The organism is Pseudomonas aylmerensis (genome assembly GCF_001702265.1).
Lineage (GTDB): Bacteria > Pseudomonadota > Gammaproteobacteria > Pseudomonadales > Pseudomonadaceae > Aquipseudomonas > Aquipseudomonas aylmerensis.
Genome location: NZ_MAUE01000016.1, coordinates 137,355 through 164,121, shown reverse-complemented (window position 1 = coordinate 164,121; position 26,767 = coordinate 137,355). Strand labels below are relative to the sequence as shown.

Here is a 26,767-nt window from a genome sequence, read left to right as displayed (position 1 = left end):
GCCTCAGAAATTGACGGTGGCGGACAGCCGTGCGGTACGCGGCGCCCCCAGGAACAGGTAGCCGTCGCCTGCGGATTCACCCACGTCCCGCCAGTAGCGTTTGTCGAACAGGTTGTCGACGGTCAGGCGCAGCACAGTAGCGTAATCGCCGACTTTGGTGGTGTAGCGACCGCCCACATCGAACACCGCATAGTCGTCGACTTTCACCGTGGCCTCGCGGTTGGCGTATTTGCTCGCGCTGTATTGCACCCCGCCGAGCAGGGCCAGGCCCGGTACCGCCTGGATGTTGTAGTCACCGTGCAGGCTGGCACGCAGCTTGGGCACGTTGATCGCCTGGTGGCCGTCGTAGTCTTCGGTGCCGCTGCCGTCGACTTCGGCGCGGATCGCCGCGATGCTGGCCGACACTTGCAGGTCGGAAGTCACGCGGCCGTTGGCCGACAGTTCGATCCCCACGTTCTTCTGCTTGCCTTGCTGCACGAAGGTGATGCTGCCGTCGTCGTTGGGGCGGTTGTATTGCAGGTCCTGGGTAATCTGGAACAGCGCAGCGGTCAGGCTCAGGCGCTGGAAGTCACGCTTGATCCCGACCTCCAGCTGGCGCGAGGTGGTCGGCGGCAATACCTCGTCGGCGTTGCTGCTGAACCACGCGGCCTCGCCACCCAGCGACAGGCCTTTGCTGTAGCTGGCGTACAGCGAGGTGTCTGGACGCGGTTTGTAGATCAGCGCCACTTGGGGCAGGAACACGCTGCGCTGGGTATGACGCGTGGTGGCGCCGGCCTGGTTGTAGGTCTCTTCGTCGAGGCGGACCTGGCGCCCGCCGAGGAGGGTTTGCCATTGTTCGTTGAAGCTGATGCGATCGCTGGCGAACAGGCCGTACTGGCGGCTGTCGAGGCGTCGGTAGGTGTGCCCCAACGGGCCGTCGTAGGGTTCCAGTACCGGTGACGGCTGGTAGATATTGCCCTCGCCGATGTACTCGTTGACCGACTTGCGCCGGTCCACCAGGCGGCGGAAGGCGGTGGTGCCGAAGGTCAGGTCGTGCTTGAGAAAGCCGGTGTCGAACTGGCCGTTGAGGGCCGCCTGGGCTTCCTCGTTGCTGCGGGTGTCGTCGGGGCTGCGGTAGTCGGAGATGTCGTAGTCGCCCTCGGCGCTGAAGTGGTTCGGCACGGCGGTGTTCGCGCAACTGGCGGCGCCGTAGCAGCCCCAGGCGAAGGTGCTGTAGTCGTCGATCACCACGCGGCTGCGCGACGCGCTGAAGCTGGCTTTCCAGGCTTCGTTGAAGCGGTATTCAAACAGCCCGTCGAGGTTCAGCGACTGGATGCCCACCGGGTTCGACCAGCTCTGGTACGCCAGCAGGTCCTTGGGCGACACATGGTGCGGCACCTCGGTGCCGCCGAGCAATTGATAACCCGGCACCGAGCGCTGCTCGCGGTTCTGGTACTCGGCGTTGAGTTGCAGCAAGGCGTTGGGGCTGATGTTCCAGTCCAGCGCCAGGGAGGCGAAATCGCGCTTGCCGTCGGCGTGCTCGACATAGGAGCGGATGTCTTCGTGGGCCAGGTTGATGCGCACGCCCACCTGTTGCTCGGTGCCGAGCCAGCCGCCGATATCGGTGGCCAGGTAGCGCTCGCCCTGCTCGTTGGTGGACACCGTCACCGAGCGCACATTCTCCGGGCGCTTGCTCACGTAGTTGACCAGCCCGCCGGGTTCGGACACGCCGCTCTGCAGGCCGGCCAGGCCCTTGAGCACTTCCACTTGCTGCTTGTTTTCCAGCGCCACGTTCTGCTCGCCGGTGATGGTGCGGCCGTTGATCTTGTAGCTGCTGGCCGGGTTCAGGGCGAAGCCGCGCACCACGAAATTCTCGTAGTAGCCGACCGGGGCGTAGCTGTCGCCTACCGACGCGTCATTCTTCAACACCTCGCTGAGCAGGCGTGCCTGCTGGTCTTTCAGGCGGGCTTCGGTGATCACCGCGACCGAGGCCGGGGTGTCCAGCAACGGCGCGTTGTCAAAGCCGGCCACGGCGGCTTTTTTGGCCTGGTAATCGCTGGCCTCCTGGCCGACCACGGTGACGGTGTCCAGGGTCGCCTCCTGGGCATGCGCCGCAGTTGCGGCGAGAGTGATGCTCAAGGCGAGCAGGGTGTGGCGATAAGGTGTAGCCATGTAAGGAGCGCTCCAAGGGCCGGACCGCCGCTGCCGTACGCTTTTATCGGGCAAAAGGCTGCCCAGCGCTGCGCAACGAACGGGTTGCCAGTACGAAATGAAAAAGCCGAGTTCGCCGAAAGTGGCGTCAGGCCGGAGCTGCTCCGGTAGTCATTGGTAAACGTGCGTCGGCGGCCCATTCCTGCAGGGAACCGTCGTAGAGGGCGATGTCCTGGCGACCCAGCAGGGTCAGGGCCAGGGCGTTGGCGGCGGCCGAGATGCCGCCGCCGCAATACAGCACCAATGGGCCTTCGCTGTGCAGCAGCGTGGGGCCGATGGCCAGGGCCAGGGCATCCTTGGGCAGGTAGCGGCCGTGGGCGTCGAACAACTCGCGGGCCGGCAGGTTTTGGCTGCCGGGGATGTGCCCGCGTCGGGCGTAGCGGGTGGGCGCGGTGCCTTCGAACAGCGCCGCGCCAAGGGCACAGATCAACACGCCGGGTGCTTGCCCGGCGACGATGGCTTCGACGCCGCGGCGGTCAATCCACAGCCCGGCACGCGGGTTGATTGCCCAGGGTTGCACCGGCATGACCGGCTCGGCTGGGCCGTTGTGTTCAGGCAAACCGGCGGTACGCCAGGCGTTGAACCCGCCATCGAGTACCTGGGCGTCGATGCCTGCGCCGCGCAGCATCCACCACAGGCGAGCGGCCCAGAAACCATCGGCACGGTCGTAGATAACCAGGGTTTTCCCTTGGCCGGCGCCGAGCTTGGCCAAACTGTTTACCAGCGCTTCAGGCGTTGGCAGGGCGAAGCTGAAACTGGCGTGGGTGTCGGCCAAGTCAGTCAATAGATCTGCATGTCGAGCGCCTGGAATATGCGCCTGCAACCAGCCGTCTTCGCCGCTTTGGACGCGGTAATCGCCATCGAACGCCGGCGACGGCAATACCACCGTGGCATCCAGTATCACCAGCGTGGGATCAGCCCGATGCGCGTGCAGCCACTGAGTATCGACCAGCATGCTCATACGCTTTTACGCCGGATATGGCCAAGCAACCGTTGCCCCTCGGCACCGGCGAACCAGCGCAGATGACCGAGCAGGTAGGCGTAATAGGCGATATCGGCGCTGGCGGTGGAGCCCACCACGTCCTGGTAATACGCCACCTCGGACAGGGCGAAATCCACGTGCACCAGCGGCAACAGGGCGCTGAGGGTGAGCAGGTCGCGGGTGCTCAATGGGCGTACTTGGTGATACCCGGCGAGCAGGGCATCCACGCTGTCGAGATCAGCGCGCGCTATTCCACCCGTATCAAGGTCCAGCCAGGGCACGGCGTTGCGTTCGATGGCAGTGGCGAGGTCGAAGAGGGCGAACGTGCGGTCGGCCAGGCCGAAATCCAGCACGCTGGAAACGCTGCCGTCGGCATTCCACAGCAGGTTGGAGGCGTGCCAGTCGTTGTGGGTCCACAGTGGCGGTTGCTCACGCAACAGCGGGTGCAGCTCTGCGTGCCACGGCAACAGCAACTCGCCGAGTTGAGTGCGCCACTCCTTGTCGGCGAGGTAGGGGCTGCTGATGCCTTCCAGCGGGTTTGATTGTTCTATCAACCGTGCGTTGGCCAGCAGCACCTGGGTCTGGCGTTGAGGGGCGTCATAGGCTTCGGCGGCCAGGTGCAGACGGGCCAATGCCTGGCCAGCGGCGAGGGCGTGCCGGGTGTTTTGAAACGGCGACCACGACAGCGCGTCGCGGTACAGGTCCAGGCCCTCGGCGACGTGGTGCACTTCATAGGTCCACACGCCTTGCGTGGTTGCCGTCGCCCCGTGTCGGTTCGGCAGCACCGCGGCCACTGGCGCGCCGTGGCGATGCAGGTGGGCGATCAGGCGGTGTTCTTCCTCCAGCCACGCGGCTTGGCGCACGTGCTGGTGATGACGTTTGACGAACACCGTCGCCTCGCCAGTGGTGATCAGGCCGGCGGCGGAAAACGGTCGCGGGCTGTGCCAGTGCAGGCTCTGCAGCGGGCCCAGTTGCGGGTAGTCGTGCAGCAGCTGTTCGATATCGGTTTCGTGCAGGGCCGGCCAGTCGGCCGCGACGGGCTCCAGCCCCAGGCCGTGGGCGGTGCGTTGCGGATTCATGCGTGCACCTCGGGCAGGTAGGCGTTGCTGGTTGCCCCTTCCCACACCTGCGGATTGTCGAGCACCGCATGCGCGTGCAGCCATTCGGCGTAGGGGGCGAGCAGCGCCTGGCGTTGCTCGCCCCAGCGACCTTGATGCAGCCAGGTCGGGGCGATTTTATGCAGCGATGCGCTGAGCAATTCCGCCGGAAAATACGGCGTGGTGTGCTCGTAGGCGGCGAGGGCAATCGACGGCTCCTGTGCCACCGCCAGATAACCGCGGGCAGTGGCTGCGAGGAAATCGCGCACCACCTCGGGCCGGTCTGCCAGGGTGCGCTCGTGGGCGCCGAGCAGGTAGCTGTGATACGCCGGCGCGCCGATCTCGTCGACCGGCAGCACCACCCGGCGCGCGTCTTCGATAGGGCTGTGCATCAGCGCTTCCCAGGCCCAGTAGCCACCGAAACTGGCATCGGCGACGCCCTCGGCCAACTGCTCGGGGCGCAGCTCGCGCACGCCGCTGTCCACCAGGATCACACCATCGGGATCGCCGCCATCGCGACTGACCAGGTGACGCACCATGGCCAGGCCGCGCGGGGTCGGGTTGAGGGCCAGGCGCTTGCCCACCAGGTCGCGGGGGCGACGGATGCCGGAGTCGGTGAGGGTCTGGATCGACTCCAGCCCCGCATGGTTGATCGCCGCGATGCCTTGCAGCGCCTGGCCGAGGCCACGGCGCACCAGCAGGCGGTTGCTGGGGAACACGCCAAAATCCGCGGCACCAGTGAGCAGGTGCTGCAGGGTGTCGCCACGGTAGGGGTCGTGCACCACCAGCTCTACATCCAGGCCCAGTTCTTCATACCAGCCGCGTTCCCGTGCCAGGTACAACCCCGCCGAATTCGGCCAGGGATGAAAGTACTCCAGCATTACCTTTACCGACACCATCGCGTGTTACTCCAGCCCAACGTCCTGTGATGGGGGCGATTTATAAGGGAGCAATCTGGTATATACCAATATCGTTTATTGCTATGGATATAACTGGGTGGGGCTTTTGGGGGCATATCCGTTTTTTGGGTAACGGCTGCTGATGGTTCCGACCTTACGGCGGGTCGCTTTTGGAAAAGAGCCCAGAATGCCGGCCTGACCAAAAGGGCTCTCGCCCCAACACTCGGCACCTCGCCTAGGGAAGGAAGCCGGACACGGTCAAAAATGTGGGAGCGGGCTTGCTCGCGAATGCGGTGGATCAGCCAATGAATTTGTTGACTGACACACTGCATTCGCGAGCAAGCCCGCTCCCACATTTGGATCTCCATTTGTCAGATAGACAGTGGTCTGCCCTGGCCCTGGCTCTTGATTTGGCTTGTGATCTGATCTTAGGCACCGAGTGGTGGGGCAAGAGCCTTTTGGTCACTTTTGGCTGGGCCGGCCTTCCGGTCCTTCCAAAAGTGACCCGCCGCAAGGGCGGAACCATCAGCAGCCGTTACCCAAACAACGGATATGTCCCCCGACATCACTGATAACTGGCAGACACCCCTTGCAGGTGCTGCATGACCATGTCGCGAAACAGCAGCGCCTGGGGTGACAGTGGCTTGAAGCTGTTGTGGATCACCGAGATGTTCACCGCCGCCGGGCTGTCGAAAGGCCTGATCACCAGCGGCAGCAGGTTGCCGGAAACCGCAAGGGCGTCGACCACGGCGATCTCGCCGCTGGCCAGGCTGAACAGGCTGGCGATCAACCCCGAGCGCACTTGCAGGCCGATGTTCAGTTGCGCGAGCACGTCGCCGTAGACCTTTTCCTCGTTGATGCCATACAGCTCCTGCAACGGCACCGAGATCAGGCGATGCCCGATCAGGTCGGCGGGGCTGATCGACTCGCGTGAGGCCAGCGGGTGTGTCGGCGCCATGATGCACACCAACGGGCAGCTATAGCGGGCGTGCACGGTGATGCTGGGATGGTCGACTTCAAAGGTGGTGATGCCGATGTCGACGATTTTCTCCGCCACCACATCGGTCAGGGCGCCGGGCAGCGGCAGGATCACTTTCACGCTCAGGTCCGGCCGCTCCTTGACCGTCTGCGCCAGGCTCTGCGGCACGACCGACATGCCCAGGCTGGGGGAGGCCGCGATGTACAGGTTGCCCTTGGACGGGTTGGCCAGTTCGCTGGACAACTCACGCACCCGTTCCACGTTGCGCCACAGCCGCTCGACCTCTTCGTACAGCTCGCGCGCTTCGCTGGTCGGGACCAGGCGGCCCTTGACCAGTTCGAACAACTTGGGACCACCACGTTGCTGGGTGTGGCTGAGCATTTTGCTCACGGCGGACTGGGAGATATGCAACAACTCGGCGGCGCCCGCGATGCTGCCGGTGAGCATGATGGAACGGAAGACTTCCATCTGGCGAAGATTCATAAGTTAGAGCACTCGGGTATTGCCTGTTGATAAAACCGATCACTTATAGCCTGATCTTTTATCGCGCTCAATCAATAAACCGGCTTTAAATAGACCGTGTTCTTTTAACCATATAACCGCAGTGCCACATGAGTAAAAGTTAGTGTTGGCCGCTGTTTTTTCCATAGGTATGGCCGCGCAGGGCAGGTAAATTGGGCCCCGTGTGACATACCAGGCAAGCAATCAACACACCACCGAATTGCCCCCTGGCCACTCTTTTATCAACTTTTGAATAGACAAATGTTCGACAGCCACTGCCCCTGCGTTTATGTCAGGGCGCGGTGACGGCTGTTGGCTGGGGAATAAGGAATGATCAAGGGCAGGTTCAAACAGTGCAGGCTGTCGCTCGCGGTGGTGGCAGTCGTGGCAGGCATGCAGGCACAAGCGGCAGAAGACAGCGACACCACCCCGCAGTTGAATGCGGTGGTGGTGACCGGCACGCGCTCGGAAAACCGGACTGTGCTGGAGTCAATGCAACCGATCCAGGTGGTGTCCAGCAAAACCCTGCAAAGCACTGGCAGCAACGAGTTGTCCGAAGCCCTGTCGCGGTTGATCCCGTCCTTGAATTTCCCGCGTCCGGCCAGCTCCGGGTTCACCGGGATCATCCGCCCGGTGCAGATGCGCGGCCTGTCGCCGGACCAGGTGCTGGTGCTGGTCAATGGCAAGCGTCGGCATACCAGTGCCTTCCTCAACACCAACGTGACTCAGGGCCGTGGCTCGGCGCCGGTGGATCTGGGGGCGATCCCGCTGTCGGCGATCGACCATATCGAAGTGCTGGGCGACGGCGCATCGGCGCGTTACGGCTCGGATGCGATTGCCGGGGTGATCAACGTCATCCTCAAGAAAGATGACGAGGGCGGGCAGGTCACCACCAGCTACGGCCAGTACTCCAAGGGCGACGGCATCCAGCGTCATGTCGACGCCGACACCGGTTTCAAACTCGGCGAGCGCGGCAGTGCGCACCTGAGTTTCGACGGCAACAACAACGACTTTACCAACCGCGCCGGCCCGGACAATCGCAATCCTGGCGCACCGGGTTATGGCAGCACCACGTATCGCCTTGGCGACCCGGACATCACCAACGGCAAGGTCATGCTCAACGCCGAATACGCCTTGAGCGACGACCTGACCGCCTACGGGTTTGCCGGCTACAACAAGTCCACTGGCGATACCTGGGACGCCTTTCGCAACGGTCGCGCTTCCACCTTCGACCGCGCTGCGCACCCTGAAGGCTACCTGCCGCGCCTGCACGCCGAGACCCAGGACCAATCGCTGGTAATGGGCCTGCGTGGGCTGTTGGCCGATTGGAAATGGGACGCCAGCGTCGACTACGGTCGCAATGAAATCGACCTCAGCAGCCGCGACACCCTCAACCGTTACCTGTACCGCGACACCGGCAATGCCCAGCAGAACTTCGATGACGGCAGCCTCACCAGCAGCCTGGCGGTGTACCAGCTGGACTTCAGCAACGAGTTGGCGGTGCCGCTGTTGAGCAACCCGTTGTCGGTGGCGTTCGGCCTGGAATACCAGCACCAGACCTACCAGGAAAGCAGCGGCGAAGCCAACTCCTACTACGGCACCGGCGCCGAAGGTTTCTCCGGCCTCAAGCCCGGCGACAGCGGCAGCTACCGCCGCGATGTGGTGGCGCAGTACATCGACCTGGAAACCAACCTGACCGATAAATGGCGCGCCTCGGTTGCCCTGCGCCATGACGACTACAACGACTTCGGCGGTGCCACCACCGGCTCGTTCTCCAGCCGATATGACTTCAACCCGGTGGTCGCCGTGCGCGGCAGTGTGTCCACCGGCTACCGCGCGCCGTCCCTGGCGCAACAGCATTACTCGGCGACCACCAGCGCCCTCAACACGTCGATCAACGCCTACCAGGACCAGCTCACCGCCTCGGTGGATTCGCCGATTGCACGCTTGCTCGGTGCAGAGGATTTGAAGGCCGAGAAGTCGCGCAACATCAGCCTGGGTTTGGTGCTGCAACCGACTGATGATTTCAGCGCCACGCTCGATGTGTACCAGATCAACATCAATGACCGGGTGACCCTGTCGAGCAACCTCAACGTGCAAACCGCCGCCGGCCAGGCTTACCTGGCGGCCAACGGGATTGCCACCGATCTCTACCAGTCGGTGCGCTACTTCACCAACGCGGTGGACACCCAGACCCGTGGCGTCGACCTCACCGGCCAGCATCGCTACCGTTTCGACAATGGCGGTCGCCTCAACAGCACCGTGGGCTACAGCTACAGCAAGACGCGCGTCACCGACATCAAGGACAACCCCACCGCGCTGGCGCAGAGCGGCCTGAACCTGGACCGCATCGACCGCCGCGACCGCTACGGTGTACTCACCGACAGCACACCGCGCAGCAAGCTGTCGTTTTCCACCGACTACAGCAAAGACAACTGGGGCCTGCACGCCAACCTCGTGCGCTACGGCAGCTTCCTGGCGGTGAGTAACACCGGCGCAGCCTACGACCAGCGTTTCGATGCCAAATGGGTGCTGGACCTGTCCACCAGCTACCGCTACACCGACTGGCTATTCACCGTGGGCGGCGACAACGTCACCGACGCCTACCCGGACAAACGCAATAGCCTGAACAACCCCGGCCATCAGAACGTCAACTACATCTCCTACTCGCCATTCGGCATGAACGGCGCGTTCTACTACCTCAAGGCGACGTATTCGTGGTGATGCGGTTGCTCAAGGCCTGGCTGGCGGTCAGCGTGCTGACGGCTGCGCTGGGCGCGATGGCCGAGGACGGGTCGGTGTTGCAGCGCATCCACGCGCGTGGGGTGGTCAACGCCTGCACCAATGTCGAGAACCGTCCGTTCGCCTACCTGACGCCGTCGGGGCAGGCGGTGGGTTTCAATGCCGACCTGCTGGAAAGCCTGCGCCAATCCCTCAGCCAGCGCCTGGGCCGCGAGATCGGCGCACAGACCATCGCGACCAGCGGCGCCAATCGCGTGCCGTTCGTGCAGCAGGGCAAGTGCGACGTGATCATCACCGGCTTCAGCGTGACCGAAGAACGCCAGCGCCTGGTGGACTTCATCTTCCCGGGCTTCTATGCCTCTGGCGCGGTATTGCTGACCCGTGACGACCAGCCGGTGGCAAGTTGGGAAAGCCTGCGCGGTGCGACGTTATGCAGCAGCCAGGGCTCGACCTACAACCAGGCGGTGGCCGAGCGTTACGGGGTCAATATCCTCGCGTTCGCCGGGCTCACCGAAAGCGCCCAGGCCCTGCGTGATCGACGCTGCATCGGCCAGGTGATGGACGAGGCGGTGGCGCGCCTGCGCCTGCAGGATAGCCAGCAATGGCAGGGCTATCGCATCCAGTTGCCGGTGATTCTCGAAGCCCCCTGGAGCATGGCCGTGGCCAAGGGCGACGCGCAGTGGCGCGAGCTTCTGGAGCAACTGGCGTTGCACTGGCGCCAGAGCGGTTTCCTATATGAACTGGAAAGCCGCTTCGGCTTGCCCCACAAGCATCCGCTGGACCCGAGCGAAGTCGAGAGTGCGGCGCAGGACAAACAGAGCCTGCCGTATTTCCTGCAACGCCTCACCGACGGATTTGAACGTCTCAATACCCGCACCGGCTGGAATTTTCCGGTGTTCTACGACGGCTGGACCGCCCGCCAATTTGCCTCCGGCATCGTCACCACCTTGCAACTCTCGGCCATTGGCATTTTCGGTTCGTGCTTGATCGGCCTGTTCGGTGCGCTGGCGATGGGGGCTTCGCGGCCGTTGCGCTGGCTGGTGCGCGGTTATGTCGAGCTGCTGCGCAATACGCCCAGCCTGGCGCAGTTGTACTTCATTTATTTCGGCGTCGGCGCGTTGTTGCGCGGCGGCCTGGAGGGTGGCGCGGCCCCTTGGTACGCCAACCCGTTCGGGCTGGCGGCGTTGTGCATCACCCTGCATTACGGCGCGTTTGCGGTGGAAATCGTGCGCGCCGGGCTGCTCGCGGTGCCGCCCAGCACCCGCGACGCGGCCCTGGCCTTGGGGTATGGGCGCGCGAGTCGGCTGTGGCATATCCAGTTGCCCCTGGCCTTGCGTGCCTGTTTGCCGGCGCTGGGCAACAACATGGTGCAGCTGATCAAGGGCAGCTCCATTGCCTACGCCGTGGCAGTGCCTGAGGTGTTGTACAGCGCCCAGGAAATCTGGAGTGAGCGGTATAACGTGGTGGAAATGATGCTGCTGGTCCTGGTCACGTATTTCTGCGCAATGGCAGTGCTGGCCTGGGCACTGCACCGCCTGGAACGGCGCCTGCAGATTCCCGGGGGTGGCGCATGAACGAAGTGATTGTGGCCCTGTTGCCATGGCTGCCGCTGATGCTCAAGGGCTTTGCGCTGAACCTGTGGATCGGTGCGTTGGCGATGCTGTTGGCGTGCCTCGCCGGTGTCTGCCTGGGGACCCTGCAGCGCGCCCGTTCGCGCGTGCTGCGGCTGGGTGCACGCGGGCTGACGCAGTTGCTGCGTAACGCACCGTGGCTGGTGGTGATGTTTTTTGTGATGCACCTGCTGCCCTATGAATGGCACCTGGCTGGCACGGTGATCAGCTTGCCGGCGTGGCTCAAGGCGGTCTTTGCCCTGGCCTTGCCGGCGGCGGGCAATGCTTCGGAAATCGTGCGCGGCGCCTTGCAGTCGATCCCACGGACCCAGTGGGAAGCCGCCACCGCCCTGGGCTACGGCCCGGTGGCCCAACTGCGTCATGTGATCCTGCCCCAGGCCTTGCGGCTGATGGTGCCGCCGGCGTTGGGCCTGTACTGCGTGGTGACCATGTCCAGCGCGCTTGCCAGCCTGCTCGGGGTGGGAGAGTTGCTCAGTGCCAGCCGCGAGATCCTCGCCGCCACCGCGCGCACCGATTTGCTGCTGCCGGTCTACGGGCTGGTGCTGGCGTTGTTCTTTTTCTACATCTTTCCGCTTTCACTGCTGGCCCGTTCCCTGGAACGGCGCCTGGCCTACAGGTAACCCATGAAACGTATCCTGGAAAACCCCTTTATCGCCTTGCACGCGGTGAGCAAGGCCTACGGTGACACGCCGGTGCTCAAAGGCATCGACCTGGCCGTGGGGCGTGGCGAAGTGGTGTGCATCATTGGCCCGTCGGGGTCGGGCAAGTCCACGGTGTTGCGCTGCATCAACGCCCTGGCCGAGATCGACCAGGGCGAAATCACCCTCGACGGCGCACTGATCGGCAGCCCGCAATTGCCCCTGCAGCAGTTGCGCCAGCGGGTGGGCATCGTGTTCCAGAGCTACAACCTGTTTCCCCATCGCACGGTGTTGCAGAACGTCAGCATGGCCCCGATCCAGGTCCTCGGGCGCGACCGCCACGCCGTGGAGCAAGAAGCCCGCGCGCTGTTGCAACAGGTGCGCCTGGAAGGCAAGGAACAGGCATATCCCGGCGAGTTGTCCGGCGGCCAGCAGCAGCGGGTGGCAATCGCCAGGGGCCTGTGCATGCAGCCCCAGGTGATGCTGTTTGATGAGGTGACCGCCGCCCTCGACCCGCACACCGTGAAAGAAGTGCTGGGGGTTATCCGTTCGATCGCCGCCCAGGGCATGACCTGTGTGCTGGTCACCCATGAGATGCGCTTTGCCCGCGAGGTCGCCGACTACGTGTATTTCATCGATCAGGGCGAGGTGGTGGAGCACGCCACGGCCGAGGCATTTTTTGACACCCCACGGGACCCGCGTACCCGTGACTTTCTCGACACCGTGCTATGAGCGCCTTTTATGACGTGGCCGTCGTCGGCGGTGGCGCGGCCGGGATTGCCGCAGCGCTCGCAGCGGCCGAGTGTGGGCGGCGCGTGGTGTTGATCGAGGACTATGGTTTCTTCGGCGGCACTGCGACCATCTCCGGGGTGCAGTCTTACTGTGGCTTCCTCACCAGCGGCCCGACGCCGGAGCGGGTCGTGGCCGGCATGGGGCAGCGGGTGCTGGACGCCCTGCAGGCGTTCGGGCATTCGGTGGAACCGGTGCTGCAAAGCTCGGGTAACTGGATCATCCTGCTCGACCCCGAACGCCTGAAGACCGTGCTCGATCGCCTGGTGCTGAACGCCGGCATCACGCCGCTGCTGCATTGCCGTGTCATCGCTACCGAAGGCAAGAACGGCCATATCGACGCCTTGCTGTGCAGCCATCCCGAAGGCAGCCTGCGCCTCGAGGTCGGCAGTGTGGTGGATGCCACCGGCAACGCGAATGTGGCGGCGATGATCGCCCCGCACAGCCTGCGCCCACGCCTGCAGGCCGCGACCCTGACCGTGCGCATCGGCAATGTCGAGCCCGGGCATGCGCCGGACCGCGAGGCCCTGCAAGCGGCCGTCATCGACTACCAACGGCGCACACGGCGGCACCTGGCGCGCAACAATGGCGGTTACTTCGTGCCGTTGCCGTGGTCGGGCAGCTACTGGGCGATGATGATCGATGTCGACCTGGTCAACACCGACGCGCACTACCTGACCCGTGCCGAAATCGAAGCCCGCACAATCGCCCATGACTACCTCGAATCGTTGCGCCGCACCGTGCCGGGGTTCGCCCAGGCGATCCTGGAAACCAGCGGGCCGCAACTGGGCATCCGCTCCACCCGCTGCGTGATCTCCCAGCAGGACGTGGTGGCCGACGACGCGCTGAGTGCACGCCAACGCTCGAATGGCATCGCCCGTTCCGGCTGGCCTTGTGAGTTGCACCCGCAGTCCGGCGTTACAGAGTACCGCGCCATCCCGCACCACGGCTGGTTCCATGTGCCGTTTGGTGCACTGATTCCCGAAGGCAGCGACAACCTGTGGCTGGCCGGCAGCTCGATTGGTGCCGACGACATCGCCTTCGGCTCCGTGCGGGTGATGGGCACCAGTTTTGCCACCGGGCATGCAGCGGGCGTGTCGGCCGCGCTGTCCAGTCGGCTGGCGCAGCGCATCGGGTTCGATGCGGTGAAACGTGTGTTAATTGAACAAGGCGCCTTGCTATGAGCCCTTCAAGACGTGTGTTGATCACCGGTGCCGGCAGTGGCATCGGCCTGGCCGTGGCCCAGGTATTCCAGGAGCAGGGCGCCGAAGTGATCGGCTGGGACCTGGCGCCGAATCCGCAGGCCGGGTTTCCCATCACCGCCGTGGATGTGCGTGACCCGGCCGCCCTCCAGCGCGCCGCCGAAGGCTTGCAGCGCCTGGACGTGTTGGTGACCTGCGCCGGTATCGCGCGCCGCGCGTCGGCCATCGATATGCGCGCCGAAGATTGGCAGGCGGTGCTGCAGACCAATCTCAGCGGCGCGTTTTACAGCTGCCAGGCGGTGTTTCCAGCATTGGCGGCGTCGGGCGCCGGGTTGATCGTCAACATCGCTTCATTCATCGCTCACCGTTCCGGCCCCGGCCGGGCCAGCTACGCCGCCGCCAAGGCCGGCGTGGTGGCAATGACCGAGGTGCTGGCACTGGATTTCGCCGCGGCCTCGGTGCGCGCGATCTCCGTGAGCCCCGGCTACACCCGCACGCACATGGTCGCAAGCGCCATCGAGGCCGGGCGCCTGGATGAGCAACATCTTCTGGCCAGCATTCCCCTGGGCCGGCTCGCCGAACCCCGGGAAATGGCGCAGGCCATCGTCGCCCTTACCGGGCCGGCTTTTCAGTACGCCAACGGCACGGACTTCGTGATCGATGGCGGCATCATGGCGCAAGGGGTTCAATAACCGTGGCAACGACGATAGACCGGCAGTGGGTCGCACGACATCTGCTATTGCTTGAGGCTCCCATCCCCGACGCGGTCTCGCGTGCGCTCGGGCGGCTGCTCGCCGACACCGTGGCGATCGCCGCGTACGCGAGGCGCCATCAAGTGGGCGGCACCCGCATCGACAGTGCCCTGGCGCAGCCGGTCGCCGCCGGTTGCTCGGTGTGGGGCGCGACGCTGCGCACCGACCCCGCGCGCGCCGCGCTGCTCAATGGCACCGCCGCCGAGGCGCTGGACTTCCAGGAGGTGTTGATCAACCCGCGTAACAACGGGCACGCCGCCGTGGTGATCATCCCGGCGATTCTGGCGCTGGCCGAACAGCATGGCGTGGTCGGCGAGCGCTTGCTGCGGGCGCTGTGGATCGCCTTCGCGGCCAATATTTCCCTGGCCGAGGCCCTGGGACGTGGCCACCGCACGGCGCAGGCGGGGTTTCGTACCACCTCGCTGATCGCACCGGTGGCCGCGGCGCTGGGTGGTTCGGCGTTGCTCGATGACGACCTTGACCGCGCCTGTCACGGCACCGCCATTGCCGCCAGCGCCCTGAGTGCCGGGTTGCTGTCGGCGCTGTCGCCGACGGTGGGCAGTTACAGCCAGGACAAGGACCTGGCCGTGGGGTTTTCCGCCCAGCACGCAGTGCAGTCGGTGTTGCTCGCCCAGGCGGGCGCCACCGGGCCGGCGGCGTTCCTGACCGGCGAGCACGGCTGGCTGGCCAGCTTTGGATTCGATACCGCACAGGATGGGTTTTTATCCGCCGATCCGCTGGAGAAGCACCTCGACAGCTTCGCGATCAAACCGTATCCCGCCTGTTTTGGTTGCCAGACGGCGATTCGCCTGGCGCTGGAACTGCGTCAGCAGGTGCCGGCGGGGCAGGTGGTGAGCGTGGTGGTGCGGGTCAACGCCGGCAGTGCGCGGTCGCTGTCGACCCGGGCGATCGACAATGACCTGGCCGCGCGTTTCAGCTTGCCGTATGTGGTGGCCAGCGCCTTTGTCCGCGGGCGCGCCGCGCTGGAAGACTTCGAGGGCGAGGCGCTTGCCGATCCGCAGGTGCTGGCGTTCATGGCGCGTGTGCATATTGAAGCGAGTGCCGAGATGGACCAGCGCCAAGCGCGCAGCGGAGGATTTCCTGCGGCCTTGAGTGTGCACGCGTTGACCGGCGAGTCGGTCGAGTTGGCCTATGACGGGCCGGATGCCGCGCTGGATGCGGCCGGCCGCGATGGTTTGTTGCACGCCAAGTTGCACGCGCTGTGTGACGGCCCGTTGCTGGCGACCCTGCAGGCGCTGGTGACGGCGCCGCTGCAGGCCGAGCGCTTGTTCGGGATCGGCCCATGAGGTTGCTCGCACTGCTGCTGAGCCTGGCGATTGTGCCGGCGTACGCCGAGGTCAGCCCCCAGGCGCGTGCGCTGCATGAGCGCTTGCTGGTGCTCGACAGCCACCTGGATACGCCTCGGCAATTGTCGCGCCCGGGCTGGAGTATTTTGCAGCGGCATGGCCGTGAAGACTTGTCCCAGGTCGACCTGCCGCGCATGGTCGAAGGCGGTCTCGACGGCGGTTTCTGGGCGGTGTACACGCCCCAGGGCAGCGACGATGAAGCCGGCGTGGCACGGGCCGCCGACCAAGGCCTGGCGACCCTGACGCGTATTCGCGACATGGTGGCGCGCTACCCGGCGCAATTCGGCCTGGCGTTGCAGCCGCAGGATGCGCCACGCCTGGCTGACGAGGGCAAGCGTGTGGTGTTTATCAGCATGGAAAACGCCGAGCCCCTGGCTGCCGACCCACGGCTGTTGGCGACTTATCAGCGCCTCGGCCTGCGCATGCTTGGCCTGGTGCACAGCGCCAACAATCGAGTCGCGGATTCGGCCACCGCCATTCCCCAATGGCACGGCCTGAGCCCGGTCGGGCGCGACCTGGTGCAGCGCGCCAATTGCCTGGGCGTGCTGCTGGATGCCTCACATGCGTCCGACCAGGCGTTCGACCAGATGCTCGCCTTGTCGCGCGCGCCGATCATCGTCTCGCATTCCAGCAGCCGCGCGATCAACCCGCACCCGCGCAACCTCGACGACGCGCGCATGCGTCGCCTGGCGGCGAGTGGCGGGGTGATTCAGGTCAATACCTATGGCAGCTACCTGATCGCGCAGCCGCCCAATCCCCAGCGTGACAAGGCGCTCAAGCCGCTGTTCGAGCGCTTGCGCCTGATGCCGGCGCTGCAGCCGGCGCAGTTCCAGGCGCTGTCGGCGCAGATCCTCGACGTGCAGCAGCGTTATCCCAACCCCCAGGCGACTTTTGCCGACTTCATGCGCCATCTGCTGCACGCGCTGGAGCAGGTCGGGCCGCTGCACGTAGGGATCGGCGCGGACTGGGACGGCGGTGGCGGGGTGCGGGGTCTGGAGGATGTCAGCCAGTTGCCGAAGATCACCGAAGCGTTGCTGCAGGCCGGGTACAGCGAGGCGGATATCGGCAACATCTGGAGCGGTAACTTGCTGCGCCTGGTGGGCCGGGCGCAAGCGCAGGGGCGTCAATTGCAGGCTGAGGGACAGTGCCGAGGTGAATGAACATTGCGAAATGTTTCGTCGAATGCGAAACTGACGTAATTGTGAATACTTATCATCTGGCCCCGTCTTTATCCCCCAGCCCGCGCATCCTGATCATCGAGGATGACGTCGAGCTGTGCACGCACCTGAGCAACCATCTCAGCCGGCGCGGCTTTGCCTTGAACAGCGCCCATTGCGGTGGCCAGGGCCTGGACCTGGCGCTGCAGGCACCGGTGGAATTGATCCTGCTGGACATCATGCTGCCGAGTGAAAGTGGCTTGAATATCCTGGCGCGGCTGCGCCAGGAGCGCGGTACGCCGGTGATCCTGATGTCGGCCCTGGGCGCCGAGCAGGATCGCATCACCGGCTTCAGCCAAGGCGCCGATGACTACCTGCCCAAGCCCTTCAGCCTGGCCGAACTGGATGTGCGCATCGACGCGTTGCTGCGGCGCGTGGCGATCGATTGCGGCACGCGGGCGCCGTCGATGCCTTCGCGGCATTCCGCCCTGGCGTTCGACGCGCAGGCGCGGGACGTCAGCTTCGACGGCCGCGCCGCCGGCCTGACCTCTTCGGAATTCCGCCTGTTGTGCACGCTGCATGAGCACGCAGGCGAGGCACTGACCAAGGCCTTCCTCTACCAGCATGTGCTGCACCGGCCATACACCCGCCTGGATCGTGGCCTTGATGTGCACGTGTGCAACCTGCGGCGCAAGCTGGCTGCCGTCGAGGTACAGGGCATCCGCATCGACGCGGTGCGCCATCAGGGTTATGTGCTGTTGTGCGACGGCGCCTGATGCAACGTCGTCATCCCTTGCTGTGGAAAATGGCGCTGCTGCAAGTGTGTGCCTGTTTGCTGCTGGTATGGCTGGTGTGGAATTGGGGCTTGCGGGTGGAGCGCAACACCTACTTCCTGGAGGCGTCCGACCGCATCGCCCTGGCTGCCTATGCGGCCGAGGCCGAGCGCGTGGCAGCCACTGGCGACGCCGCGGCGGTAGAGCGCTGGCGCCTGGCATTGCAGCAGCGCGAACACACCTGGGTGGCGGTGCTGGATGACTACCTGCAAAGCCTGGGCACCACGCCGTTGAGCGCCGAACAGGTCAGCCACCTGACGTTCATGCGCAAGCTCAGTTGGCCAATGAGCAAGCGCCTCGAAGACGAATTGCCGTACGTGAGCATGGCTTTCCCGGAGCACCCCGAGCGTGGGCGGTTGGTGATGCAATTGCCTGAACGCCTGTTGCCGCCAGGGCTCACGCCGTGGACCCATGTGTTCACCCACGGCCTGGTGCCGGCGTTGTTGGCGCTGGCACTGGGGCTGGTGTTGTACCGCCATCTGGTGCAGCCGTTGAATGAACTGCGCGAACGCGCCAACGCGTTGAGTGCCGGCGACCTCGCACCGCTGGCCAGCAGCAGCGTGACGCGCCGGCCGGATGAACTCGGCGAACTGGCCCGGGCCTATGAACACATGGCCGAGCGCCTGCGCCAGAGCATTAATCAGCAGCGGCAATTGCTGCGCACCTTGTCGCATGAAATCCGCACGCCGCTGGCACGTTTGAAAATCGCCAGTGACAGCGGCCTGCCGCCCGAGCAGTTGCAGCAACGCCTGTCACGGGAAGTGGAGGAGATGCGCCGGCTGGTGGACGACTCCCTCAACCTGGCCTGGCTCGACACCGAAAAACCTCGCCTGGAAGCCGAAGCGGTGGTGGTGGCCTCCGTCTGGGAAGCGCTGGTGCAGGACGCGCATTTCGAAACCGGCTGGCCGCTCGAAGCGCTGGTGTGCGAGCTGGACAGTACGTGCCAGGTGCACGTACACCTCAACAGCTTTGCCCAGGCCGTGGAAAATATCCTGCGCAACGCCATCCGCCACTCACCGCCCAACGGCGTGATTCGCCTGAGCGGCCAGCGGGATGGCGACCGCTGGTGGCTGGTGATCGAAGACCAGGGGCCAGGCGTTGCCGAGGGCGATCTGCAGCGCATCTTTGAAGCCTACCTGCGGCTGGACGGCACGGTGGGCACGGGTTTTGGCCTGGGATTGAGCATCGCGCGGCGTGCCATCGAACTGCAGGGCGGCGAGCTGTGGGCGACCCAGGGGGCCTCGGGATTGCGCATGAATCTGCGCCTGCCCACGGCAAATGTTTAGAAAGTTAATGTTCTTTACTCGCAATTGCATCTGATTATCATCTGCGATCTTTGATGGCCCACCGCTATCGGTCGGGCTGCGCTTGGAGATCCCCGCATGTTCCGCTTGTCCCTGCTTGCCGTGAGTATTTGCAGCCTGTTGCCCGTCAGCAGTTTCGCCGCCGAGGCCGAAGCCCCTGCGCAGATGGAACTGCCGACCCAGACCGTATTGGGTACCGCGCAGGAAGAGATCAAGCAGATGCCCGGTGTGTCGATCATCACCGCTGAAGACATCAAGAAACGCCCACCGGCCAACGACTTGTCGGACATCATCCGCACCATGCCCGGCGTCAACCTCACCGGCAACTCCAGCAGCGGCCAGCGCGGTAACAACCGCCAGATCGACATTCGCGGCATGGGCCCGGAAAACACCCTGATCCTGGTGGACGGCAAGCCGGTCGGCAGCCGCAATTCGGTGCGCTATGGCTGGCGTGGCGAGCGTGACAGCCGCGGCGACAGCAACTGGGTACCGGCCGATCAGGTCGAGCGCATCGAAGTCATTCGCGGCCCCGCGGCAGCGCGTTATGGCAACGGCGCGGCGGGTGGCGTGGTGAATATCATCACCAAGCAGCCGGGCACGCAAACGCACGGCTCGGCAACGATCTACCACAACTTCGCCCAACACTCGGCCGAAGGTGAGACCGAGCGCATGAACTTCGGCCTCAATGGCCCGCTCACCGACACCCTCAGCTACCGCGTGTACGGCAACGTGGCCAAGACCAACGCCGACGATGCCGACATCAACAGCGGGCATGAATCCCTGCGCACCGGCAACCAGGTCGGCACGCTGCCGGCGGGGCGCGAGGGGGTGCGCAACAAAGACGTCAACGGCCTGCTCAGCTGGAACATCACTCCCGAGCAAACCCTCGACCTGGAGGCCGGTTTCAGCCGCCAGGGCAATATCTATACCGGCGATACCCAGAACACCAACAGCAACGCCACCGTGAAGAACATGCTGGGGCATGAAACCAATATTCTCTACCGTGAAACCTACGCCGTGACCCATCGCGGCGAATGGGATTTCGGCAGCACCCTGGCCTACGTGCAGTATGAAAAGACTCGCAACCGCCGTCTCAATGAAGGCCTGGCCGGTGGCTTGGAAGGGATCTTTTCCGCCAACAGTTTCAGCACCAACGAACTGCGCGACCTGACCGCCCACGGTGAAGTCAACCTGCCGCTGCACGCAGGTGTCGACCAGGTGCTGACGCTCGGCAGCGAGTGGGTCGAACAGAAGCTCGGCGACCCGAATGCCAACCTGCAAACCACCACGGCCGGCGGCAGCGTGCCTGGCTTGTCGAGCACCTCTCGCAGCGACTCGTCGGCGTCGCGCATTTTTTCGCTGTTCGCCGAAGACAACATCGAGCTGCGCCCCGGCACCCGCCTGACCCCGGGCCTGCGCCTGGACCACCACAACATCGTCGGCGACAACTGGAGCCCGTCGCTCAACCTGTCCCAGGTACTCACCGACACGTTGACCTTGAAGGCCGGCATCGCCCGTTCGTACAAGGCGCCGAACCTCTACCAGCTCAACCCCAACTATCTGCTGTACAGCAACGGCCAGGGTTGCTATGGCCAGACCACCAGTTGTTACCTGCAAGGCAATGCCGACCTCGAGGCGGAAACCAGCGTCAACAAGGAACTGGGCCTGGAGTACCGCAATGACGGCGTGGTCGCCGGCCTGACGTATTTTCGTAACGATTACAAAAACAAGATCGAGTCCGGCCTGACCCCGGTCGGCACGGCGTCCGGCGGCACTGGCAGCACCGCCCGCGCGAGCATCTTCAAGTGGGAGAACGTGCCCAAGGCGCTGGTCGAAGGCCTGGAAGGTACCGTTGCGCTGCCGCTGGGCGAGCAGGTCAACTGGACCAACAACTTCACCTACATGCTCCAATCGAAAAACAAACAGACCGGTGATGTGCTGTCGGTCACGCCCAAGTACACCCTCAATTCGATGCTCGATTGGCAGGCCACCCAGGACCTGTCCCTGCAGGCGAGCGTGGCCTGGTACGGCAAGCAGACTCCGAAGAAATACGACTACCACGGCAACCGCGTGACCGGCACCAGCAACAACCAACTCTCGCCGTATGCGATTGCCGGGGTGAGCGGTACCTACGCCCTGACAAAAAACCTCAGCCTCACCGCCGGTGTGGACAACGTGTTCGACAAACGCCTGTGGCGCGAGGGCAATGCCCAGGGTGTGAACAACATCGAAGGCGCCGGCGCCGCGACCTACAACCAGTCCGGGCGCACCTTGTACACCAGCCTGACGGCGTCGTTCTGATGGGGCGCGCATGCTGGTTGGCGTTGTTTTTTGTGCAATGTGCCTGTGCCCAGCCGGCACCTGACCAACTGATGGATGCACCGGTATTGCGCGAGGCCAGCGACTACCAGTTCAGCACGCTGGAGCTGGACTCGGCTGACGGCGCGCGGCACTACCGGGTGTGGCTGGGGCGCCCGCTCAAGGTCAGCGCGGCCAGCCCCGTGGCCTATCTGCTCGATGGCAATGCGGCGATGGCGGCGCTGGATACCGAGCTGCTCAACCACCTGTCCCATCGCCCGGCGCCACCGGTACTGGTGGCGGTGGGGTATGCGACCCCGCTGCGTATCGAGCGCAATGCGCGGACGTTCGACTACACCCCGAGAGTGGGCGAGGGCGCGCAACGTGATCCCTTGACGGATGTGCCCAGCGGAGGCGCCGATCAGTTCCTGGATTTGCTGACGGAGCAGATCCGGCCGCTGGTCAACCAGCGCCTGGAGATACAACCCAGGCGGCAATTGCTGTGGGGGCATTCGTATGGTGGGTTGTTGGTGCTGCATGCCTTGACGACGCGTCCGCAGGCGTTTGACGACTACGCCGCGGCGAGCCCGTCGCTTTGGTGGAACAATGGCGTGATTCAGACCGACGGACTCGCGCAGCGCCTGCGCGCAAAGCGGCCGACCTTGCTGCTGATGCGCGGTGATGCAGAACCGGCCAGCCCGACCAGGGCCGCCAAGCCGCAGGACGATGGCGCGGTCAAGCGCCTGTTGGCCTCGCTGCAAAGTGTCGAGGGGCTGACCGTGCGCTACCAGGCATTCCCGGGCCTGGGGCACGGGCCGATGTTGCCGGCTTCATTGCGCTACACGTTGGAGCAGATGAGCCAATAACTGCTCCCACCTTTGATCTTCATACACCCGGGATCTCAGGCCCGACCCCAATCCTCTGTGGGAGCGGGCTTGCTCGCGAAGGCGGCCTGTCAGTTGATGCATTTGGCGACTGACACACCGCTTTCGCAGGCAAGCCAGCTCCCACATTTGATCTGCGTACACCCGGGATCTCAGGCCCCACCCCAATCCCCTGTGGGAGCGGGCTTGCTCGCGAAGGCGGCCTGTCAGCTGATGCATTTGGTGGCTGATCCACCGACTTCGCAGTCAAGCCACACACATTTGCTCTGCGTACACCCGGGGTCTCAGGCCCGACCCCAATCCCCTGTGGGAGCGGGCTTGCCCGCGAAAGCGGCCTGTCAGCTGATGCATTCGGCGACTGACCCACCGCTTTCGCAGGCAAGCCAGCTCCCACATTTGATCTCCATACACCCAGGTGCCTGGGCCCTACCTCAATCCCACCTGTTGGCCTTCTACCCCAGCGTCAAGGCGCACACACCAACGCCTGGCGCTCATAGTTCAGCGCCTTGTTCTGTGGTGCCAGCGCATAGTGGGCATTGCATTGCTGGTCGCCCCACTTGATCACTAACGTACCTTGATCCTGCTCGACCAACGCCAGCGCATTCCCATTCGGGTCGGCAATTGCCAGTTGCTTGCCGTTGCCGTCTTCCAGCGAAGCGCCGAACGACAGCGGCGTGTGCTGTGCATCAAACAACTCGAACAGCACCCGCCGTCCGGTGGTGCCGCTGTAATGCGCGACGACCACGGCGCCTCGGCGTGGCACCAGCTGTTGGGTGGCGTTGGTGACTTCCACATTGCCGCCCAGGTCGCGGGTGTCCAGGCTGATCCAGTTGACCCGGTAAGGTTGCGCCGTCGGGATCACCGCATAGCCGTTGTAGCCGGTCTCCACGCCGCTGTAGCTGCTGATCTTCGCCCCGGAGATGCCCGGTACTTCAGCCAGCGCGAAGGTTTCGCTGACGGTTTGACCCAGGTTGATGCCGCCTGCATGGGCCACCACTGAGCCGGCGATGTTGAGGTTCTGCGAGTTGTAGCCCTGGCCCTGGCTGTAGCCGAGGCTCACGTCTGCCATGGAGGTGCGGCTGTTGAGGTTCACTGAACCGGAACTGCCGCTGGTGTCGCTGTGGCCCGCTTGCACCGAATAAAAGGTGTCGCTGGTGTCGGCGACGTAGCCATTGATACCCGCCTGGGTGGTGGTGTCGCCGTGCTGGCGGCTGGTGGTGACAAACGCCCGCGGTGCGCGCGCCTGGCTGCCCAGCGGGAACGAGATGGACAGGTTCAATTGAGTGTCGCTGCTCGGCGCGCCCCAGGTTACGATTTGCTTGGTGCGTGTCACGCCGAGGTTGTAGCTCAGGTCACCCCAGTTGCTGGTGTAGCCGGCCGAAAAACTCTGCGACCCACCGCGATTCCAGTAGCGCTGGTCACTGGCGTTCACATACAGGCTGCCGAACGCATTGTTGCGGCCCAGGCTCTGGTTGATGGTCAGGTCGGTGCGGGTTTTCGAATGGCCGGTGCGCACGCGCACGTCTTCGCTCATGTCCTCGACGTGGTCGGTGAGGGTGCGGTAGCCCTCGGTGGAGTAGCGGTAGGCGGCCAGGGTGAAGTTGGTGTCGGTGCCGGCAAACGTCTTGGCATACAGTGCGCGCACGCTGCTGCCCTGGGTGGTTTGCCCACGGGCCTTGCTGGATGAATGCGTGGCATCCAGGGAAAACGCGCCCAGCGCGGTGTTCTTGCCGGCGCCGATCGACAGCGCGCTGTAGTCCTCGCTGGCTTGCACACCGACGATGCCGCTGAGGTTGCTGGTCAAGCCGTACGCCAGGGTGCTGCTGATAAAGCGCGGCGTCGCCAAATCGTCGGCATTGCTCTTGAAGGTACCCGCCGAGAGGCTGTATTTGACTTGCCCCTCACGCACCATGATCGGCAGGCTGGAGAACGCCTGCATCGTCACGCGGCGGCTGCCGTCGGACTCAATCACGGTGATTTCCAGGTCGCCGTTGGAGCCGCTGGGGTAGATGTCGTTGATTTCGAACGGCCCAGGCGCGACGTTGGCGGTGTAGAGGATGTAGTCGTTCTGGCGGATTTCGACGGTCGCGTTGGTCTGCGCCACCCCCCGAATCACCGGCGCATAACCGCGCTCGCTGTCGGCGCGCATGCCGTCATCCGAGGCCAGTTTCAAGCCGCGATAGCGCACGCTGTCAAACAGGTCGGCGTCGGAGAAAATCTCACCGGCGCTGAACTGGCCCTTGATCGGCGTGACGTCATGCTGCAGGTAGGTGCGATTGCTGGTGAACGTGTTCGAGCGCCCGGTGCCGCCATTCATGTTCGACTCGTTGCGCAGGCGCCAGGCACCCAGGTTGATGCCGTTGCGCAGGCCGAGGTTGTTGTTGATGCGGGTGTCGGCGTCGCCAGCGCTGCGGTTGCTGTTGAGCTGGTAGTTGATGAACGCGGCAGGCACGCCGTCGTCCCACAACTGCGGGTCGACATACCCGCGCAAACCACGCTGCATGGCCACCTGCGGAATGCTCGCCAGCAGGCGCAGGCGGCTGCTGTCGTAGCGCACGCTGGCCTCCTCAATCATGTCGGCGAGGGCGTAGCAGTCCTGCGGGTGCTGCGGATCCAGCTTGCCCTGGGCCTGCAAGCGGGCCATGTCGATGCCCAGTTGCTTGAGCAGGTCGAGGGTCAGGCAGGCTTCGACGCGACCGTTCCCGGGGTTGCGCTTGAAGTCGATGTCACGGCGACCCACCAGCACTTCGTTGCTGTACAGGTCGACGCGGTAAGTGCCTGGCAACACGCTGTTGGCCGACAGCAATTGCTGCAGGTCGACGGCGGACTGCGCGCCTTGCAGGAAGGTGGTGTTGAAGGTTTCCGCAGGCTCGTCGGCCAGTGCCCAGGCGGGCAGGCTGGCGGCAATCGCGAGCGACAGCGTCTTCAACTTCAGTGCGCCACGTACGGGCCTGTTGCTGGAAATAAAAGACATGCGAAGACCTGTGACATCCCTGGTTGGCGAACAGCCGGGCACGCAAACACGCACGCGAAGTGAGCCTGTGGGTTAGACGGAGTGCTTAGGGTTTGAGGCGCGATTCAGTCGCGTACGCGGCTGCCGCAGCGCCGATGGACAGGGGCGCGGTGTAATGGTTTTGCGCGCCGTAGTCATTGATGCTGGAAAACGACAACTGCACCGGGCCGCTGGCGGGCGTCGCGTTGAGCGGGAACTGTTTTGCCTCGCCGGGCGCAATCATGGTGGAGTCGCTGGCCAGTTGCGCCTGCACTTTGATGTCGGCCATCGACACGTGGTACAGCGTCGGGTTCTTCACCTGCAGCAGGGTTTGCGTGCCCTGTTTGGCCAGGCGCCACTCCAACTGCGCCGGGGCTTGCAACGCATTGCCGGGCAAGCCGGCAGGGCGGTAGAAGATCTTGATGCGTTGGCGGATGGCCAACTGCAACGTGTTCTCGGCCTCACTGGCCTTGGGGATTTCCTGCACATTGAGCCACACCACCGACTCGCGGTCGGTCGGCATGCCGGCGCCTTGATAGAGGATGCGCAGCAGTTGCTGCTCCTTGGCAAACACCCGTGCCAGGGGCGGGGTGACGGCAAACGGTGCACGGCTGCCACTGGCGTCGTTCATGTCGACCCAGGACTGAATCAACACGTCCTGGTTGCCGTTGCGCACGGTGATATTGGCTTCCTTGTGGCTGCCATCGAACACGATACGCGTGGCGTTGAGTGAAATGCTGGCGGTGGCCTGGGTAGCCATAAGCATGCCCAGCAGCACCAGGCTCGCGGTGATAATACGAGGCTGCATGAGGGTGTCCGGTGTCATCAAAAATAAATGGCGAGGCCGCAGGGCCTCGCGCGTTCGGTGCTCAGGCGCGCCGAGTTACTCGTATTGCAGGATGAACGGCAGGGTCGCGTCACCGCGACCGGCGGTGGAGGCACCGGCGGCACCGGTGGTGACGTAGGCGGCTGCGAAGCTCATGGTGGCGTCGCCGCCTTCAGTGCCCTGACCGTGCATGGTGCTTTCAATGCGTGCGGTGCTCGGCGAGCTGAGGTCGATCAGGCTGCCTTTGCTGTCGAGCAGGGCGATGCCGACGTTTTGCGCGGTGGCCGAACCCGGGTTCAGGGCCAGGACTTTCTTGCCGGTGACCAGGCCCGAACCGCCGTTGTTGGCGTCAAAGATCATCGCGACTTTGGTGCCCTGGTTGCAGTTGACGTTCAGGTTGAAGTCTTTGGCGGTCACGCGACCTGCGGTTGGGTTTTCGGCGGTGCCCATGTCCTTGATCGAGACGTTGCCCATGTCCACGGAGATGGTGCGGTCGGAGTTGGCGCCGTCCACCGAGCACGCGTCATTGTTGATCACGCCAGTGAAGGTAATTTTGCCGCTGCCGCCCAGGGTCGGCGTCGGTGCCGTTTCATCGGCAAATGCGCTGCCGGAGGCCGCAACCAGGGCCGAGGCGATAACAGCCAGGGAAAACTTCTTCATGATGATGTCCGTTAGTGTGAGTTGGAAAGTGCGGTTGTTGAACT

20 protein-coding genes are annotated in these 26,767 nt (G+C 64.3%); 12 read left to right on the top strand and 8 right to left on the bottom strand.

Annotation, left to right across the window (positions count from 1 at the left end):
- Positions 1–3 precede the first annotated feature (3 nt).
- The 5 genes from BBG20_RS13395 to BBG20_RS13375 all read right to left on the bottom strand — a co-directional run bounded on the left by BBG20_RS13395 (position 4) and on the right by BBG20_RS13375 (position 6,630).
- Positions 4–2,151: a TonB-dependent siderophore receptor gene (locus BBG20_RS13395; protein WP_065904247.1), complete on the bottom strand. Its 2,148-nt coding sequence runs from the start codon at positions 2,149–2,151 to the stop codon at positions 4–6.
- A gap of 127 nt (positions 2,152–2,278) precedes the next feature.
- Positions 2,279–3,145 carry a sulfurtransferase gene (locus BBG20_RS13390; RefSeq protein ID WP_226939947.1) on the bottom strand — a complete coding sequence of 289 codons (867 nt, stop codon included), beginning with the start codon at positions 3,143–3,145 and terminating at the stop codon, positions 2,279–2,281.
- Positions 3,146–3,147: 2 nt separating this feature from the next.
- Positions 3,148–4,251 (bottom strand): phosphotransferase enzyme family protein, encoded by a 1,104-nt coding sequence (locus BBG20_RS13385; RefSeq protein ID WP_065904242.1) that lies wholly within the window; start codon positions 4,249–4,251, stop codon positions 3,148–3,150.
- Positions 4,248–5,168, bottom strand: coding sequence for an ABC transporter substrate-binding protein (locus tag BBG20_RS13380; protein WP_065904240.1), 921 nt, complete (start codon positions 5,166–5,168; stop codon positions 4,248–4,250). Before BBG20_RS13380 ends, BBG20_RS13385 begins: the two co-directional genes overlap by 4 nt.
- Positions 5,169–5,733: 565 nt before the next feature.
- Positions 5,734–6,630 (bottom strand): LysR family transcriptional regulator, encoded by an 897-nt coding sequence (locus BBG20_RS13375; RefSeq protein ID WP_083221388.1) that lies wholly within the window; start codon positions 6,628–6,630, stop codon positions 5,734–5,736.
- Positions 6,631–6,978: 348 nt separating this feature from the next.
- On the opposite strand from BBG20_RS13375, the gene BBG20_RS13370 reads away from it, so the two are divergent.
- The 12 genes from BBG20_RS13370 to BBG20_RS13315 all read left to right on the top strand — a co-directional run bounded on the left by BBG20_RS13370 (position 6,979) and on the right by BBG20_RS13315 (position 22,227).
- Positions 6,979–9,372, top strand: a complete 2,394-nt coding sequence (locus BBG20_RS13370; RefSeq protein WP_065904236.1) for a TonB-dependent receptor plug domain-containing protein — start codon at positions 6,979–6,981, stop codon at positions 9,370–9,372.
- Complete coding sequence (locus BBG20_RS31800; RefSeq protein WP_226939949.1) at positions 9,372–10,964, top strand: ABC transporter substrate-binding protein/permease; 1,593 nt, start codon at positions 9,372–9,374, stop codon at positions 10,962–10,964. Before BBG20_RS13370 ends, BBG20_RS31800 begins: the two co-directional genes overlap by 1 nt.
- The gene (locus BBG20_RS13360; RefSeq protein ID WP_065904234.1) at positions 10,961–11,641 is read left to right on the top strand and encodes an amino acid ABC transporter permease; all 681 of its coding nucleotides are present in this window, start codon (positions 10,961–10,963) and stop codon (positions 11,639–11,641) included. Before BBG20_RS31800 ends, BBG20_RS13360 begins: the two co-directional genes overlap by 4 nt.
- Positions 11,642–11,644: 3 nt before the next feature.
- Positions 11,645–12,391: an amino acid ABC transporter ATP-binding protein gene (locus BBG20_RS13355; RefSeq protein WP_065904232.1), complete on the top strand. Its 747-nt coding sequence runs from the start codon at positions 11,645–11,647 to the stop codon at positions 12,389–12,391.
- Entirely contained in the window at positions 12,388–13,632 is a 1,245-nt protein-coding gene (locus BBG20_RS13350) for an FAD-dependent oxidoreductase (protein WP_065904230.1), read from the top strand. Before BBG20_RS13355 ends, BBG20_RS13350 begins: the two co-directional genes overlap by 4 nt.
- Positions 13,629–14,342: an SDR family NAD(P)-dependent oxidoreductase gene (locus BBG20_RS13345; protein WP_083221386.1), complete on the top strand. Its 714-nt coding sequence runs from the start codon at positions 13,629–13,631 to the stop codon at positions 14,340–14,342. Before BBG20_RS13350 ends, BBG20_RS13345 begins: the two co-directional genes overlap by 4 nt.
- A gap of 2 nt (positions 14,343–14,344) precedes the next feature.
- Complete coding sequence (locus tag BBG20_RS13340; protein ID WP_158267383.1) at positions 14,345–15,709, top strand: MmgE/PrpD family protein; 1,365 nt, start codon at positions 14,345–14,347, stop codon at positions 15,707–15,709.
- The gene (locus BBG20_RS13335; protein WP_065904224.1) at positions 15,706–16,929 is read left to right on the top strand and encodes a dipeptidase; all 1,224 of its coding nucleotides are present in this window, start codon (positions 15,706–15,708) and stop codon (positions 16,927–16,929) included. Before BBG20_RS13340 ends, BBG20_RS13335 begins: the two co-directional genes overlap by 4 nt.
- 41 nt (positions 16,930–16,970) lie before the next feature.
- Positions 16,971–17,702 (top strand): response regulator transcription factor, encoded by a 732-nt coding sequence (locus BBG20_RS13330; RefSeq protein ID WP_065904281.1) that lies wholly within the window; start codon positions 16,971–16,973, stop codon positions 17,700–17,702.
- The gene (locus BBG20_RS13325; protein WP_065904222.1) at positions 17,702–19,045 is read left to right on the top strand and encodes a HAMP domain-containing sensor histidine kinase; all 1,344 of its coding nucleotides are present in this window, start codon (positions 17,702–17,704) and stop codon (positions 19,043–19,045) included. Before BBG20_RS13330 ends, BBG20_RS13325 begins: the two co-directional genes overlap by 1 nt.
- Positions 19,046–19,141: 96 nt before the next feature.
- Complete coding sequence (locus tag BBG20_RS13320) at positions 19,142–21,364, top strand: TonB-dependent siderophore receptor (RefSeq protein ID WP_065904220.1); 2,223 nt, start codon at positions 19,142–19,144, stop codon at positions 21,362–21,364.
- Positions 21,364–22,227 (top strand): alpha/beta hydrolase, encoded by an 864-nt coding sequence (locus BBG20_RS13315; RefSeq protein WP_065904218.1) that lies wholly within the window; start codon positions 21,364–21,366, stop codon positions 22,225–22,227. The genes BBG20_RS13320 and BBG20_RS13315 overlap by 1 nt, the downstream gene beginning before the upstream one ends.
- 481 nt (positions 22,228–22,708) lie before the next feature.
- On the opposite strand, the gene BBG20_RS13310 is transcribed toward BBG20_RS13315, so the two are convergent.
- The 3 genes from BBG20_RS13310 to BBG20_RS13300 all read right to left on the bottom strand — a co-directional run bounded on the left by BBG20_RS13310 (position 22,709) and on the right by BBG20_RS13300 (position 26,723).
- Complete coding sequence (locus BBG20_RS13310; protein ID WP_065904216.1) at positions 22,709–25,219, bottom strand: fimbria/pilus outer membrane usher protein; 2,511 nt, start codon at positions 25,217–25,219, stop codon at positions 22,709–22,711.
- 85 nt (positions 25,220–25,304) lie between these two features.
- Positions 25,305–26,045, bottom strand: a complete 741-nt coding sequence (locus BBG20_RS13305) for a fimbrial biogenesis chaperone (protein ID WP_065904214.1) — start codon at positions 26,043–26,045, stop codon at positions 25,305–25,307.
- 75 nt (positions 26,046–26,120) lie between these two features.
- On the bottom strand, positions 26,121–26,723 hold the full coding sequence (locus BBG20_RS13300) for a fimbrial protein (RefSeq protein ID WP_065904210.1): 603 nt from the start codon (positions 26,721–26,723) through the stop codon (positions 26,121–26,123).
- Between the last annotated feature and the right edge of the window lie 44 nt (positions 26,724–26,767).

Excerpts from the sequence above, each read along its gene's own strand:
- BBG20_RS13395 (WP_065904247.1), bottom strand. The coding sequence starts at position 2,151 with ATGGCTACACCTTATCGCCACACCCTGCTCGCCTTGAGCATCACTCTC.
- BBG20_RS13390 (WP_226939947.1), bottom strand. The coding sequence starts at position 3,145 with ATGCTGGTCGATACTCAGTGGCTGCACGCGCATCGGGCTGATCCCACG.
- BBG20_RS13385 (WP_065904242.1), bottom strand. The coding sequence starts at position 4,251 with ATGAATCCGCAACGCACCGCCCACGGCCTGGGGCTGGAGCCCGTCGCG.
- BBG20_RS13380 (WP_065904240.1), bottom strand. The coding sequence starts at position 5,168 with ATGGTGTCGGTAAAGGTAATGCTGGAGTACTTTCATCCCTGGCCGAAT.
- BBG20_RS13375 (WP_083221388.1), bottom strand. The coding sequence starts at position 6,630 with ATGAATCTTCGCCAGATGGAAGTCTTCCGTTCCATCATGCTCACCGGC.
- BBG20_RS13370 (WP_065904236.1), top strand. The coding sequence starts at position 6,979 with ATGATCAAGGGCAGGTTCAAACAGTGCAGGCTGTCGCTCGCGGTGGTG.
- BBG20_RS31800 (WP_226939949.1), top strand. The coding sequence starts at position 9,372 with ATGCGGTTGCTCAAGGCCTGGCTGGCGGTCAGCGTGCTGACGGCTGCG.
- BBG20_RS13360 (WP_065904234.1), top strand. The coding sequence starts at position 10,961 with ATGAACGAAGTGATTGTGGCCCTGTTGCCATGGCTGCCGCTGATGCTC.
- BBG20_RS13355 (WP_065904232.1), top strand. The coding sequence starts at position 11,645 with ATGAAACGTATCCTGGAAAACCCCTTTATCGCCTTGCACGCGGTGAGC.
- BBG20_RS13350 (WP_065904230.1), top strand. The coding sequence starts at position 12,388 with ATGAGCGCCTTTTATGACGTGGCCGTCGTCGGCGGTGGCGCGGCCGGG.
- BBG20_RS13345 (WP_083221386.1), top strand. The coding sequence starts at position 13,629 with ATGAGCCCTTCAAGACGTGTGTTGATCACCGGTGCCGGCAGTGGCATC.
- BBG20_RS13335 (WP_065904224.1), top strand. The coding sequence starts at position 15,706 with ATGAGGTTGCTCGCACTGCTGCTGAGCCTGGCGATTGTGCCGGCGTAC.
- BBG20_RS13325 (WP_065904222.1), top strand. The coding sequence starts at position 17,702 with ATGCAACGTCGTCATCCCTTGCTGTGGAAAATGGCGCTGCTGCAAGTG.
- BBG20_RS13320 (WP_065904220.1), top strand. The coding sequence starts at position 19,142 with ATGTTCCGCTTGTCCCTGCTTGCCGTGAGTATTTGCAGCCTGTTGCCC.
- BBG20_RS13315 (WP_065904218.1), top strand. The coding sequence starts at position 21,364 with ATGGGGCGCGCATGCTGGTTGGCGTTGTTTTTTGTGCAATGTGCCTGT.
- BBG20_RS13310 (WP_065904216.1), bottom strand. The coding sequence starts at position 25,219 with ATGTCTTTTATTTCCAGCAACAGGCCCGTACGTGGCGCACTGAAGTTG.
- BBG20_RS13305 (WP_065904214.1), bottom strand. The coding sequence starts at position 26,045 with ATGCAGCCTCGTATTATCACCGCGAGCCTGGTGCTGCTGGGCATGCTT.
- BBG20_RS13300 (WP_065904210.1), bottom strand. The coding sequence starts at position 26,723 with ATGAAGAAGTTTTCCCTGGCTGTTATCGCCTCGGCCCTGGTTGCGGCC.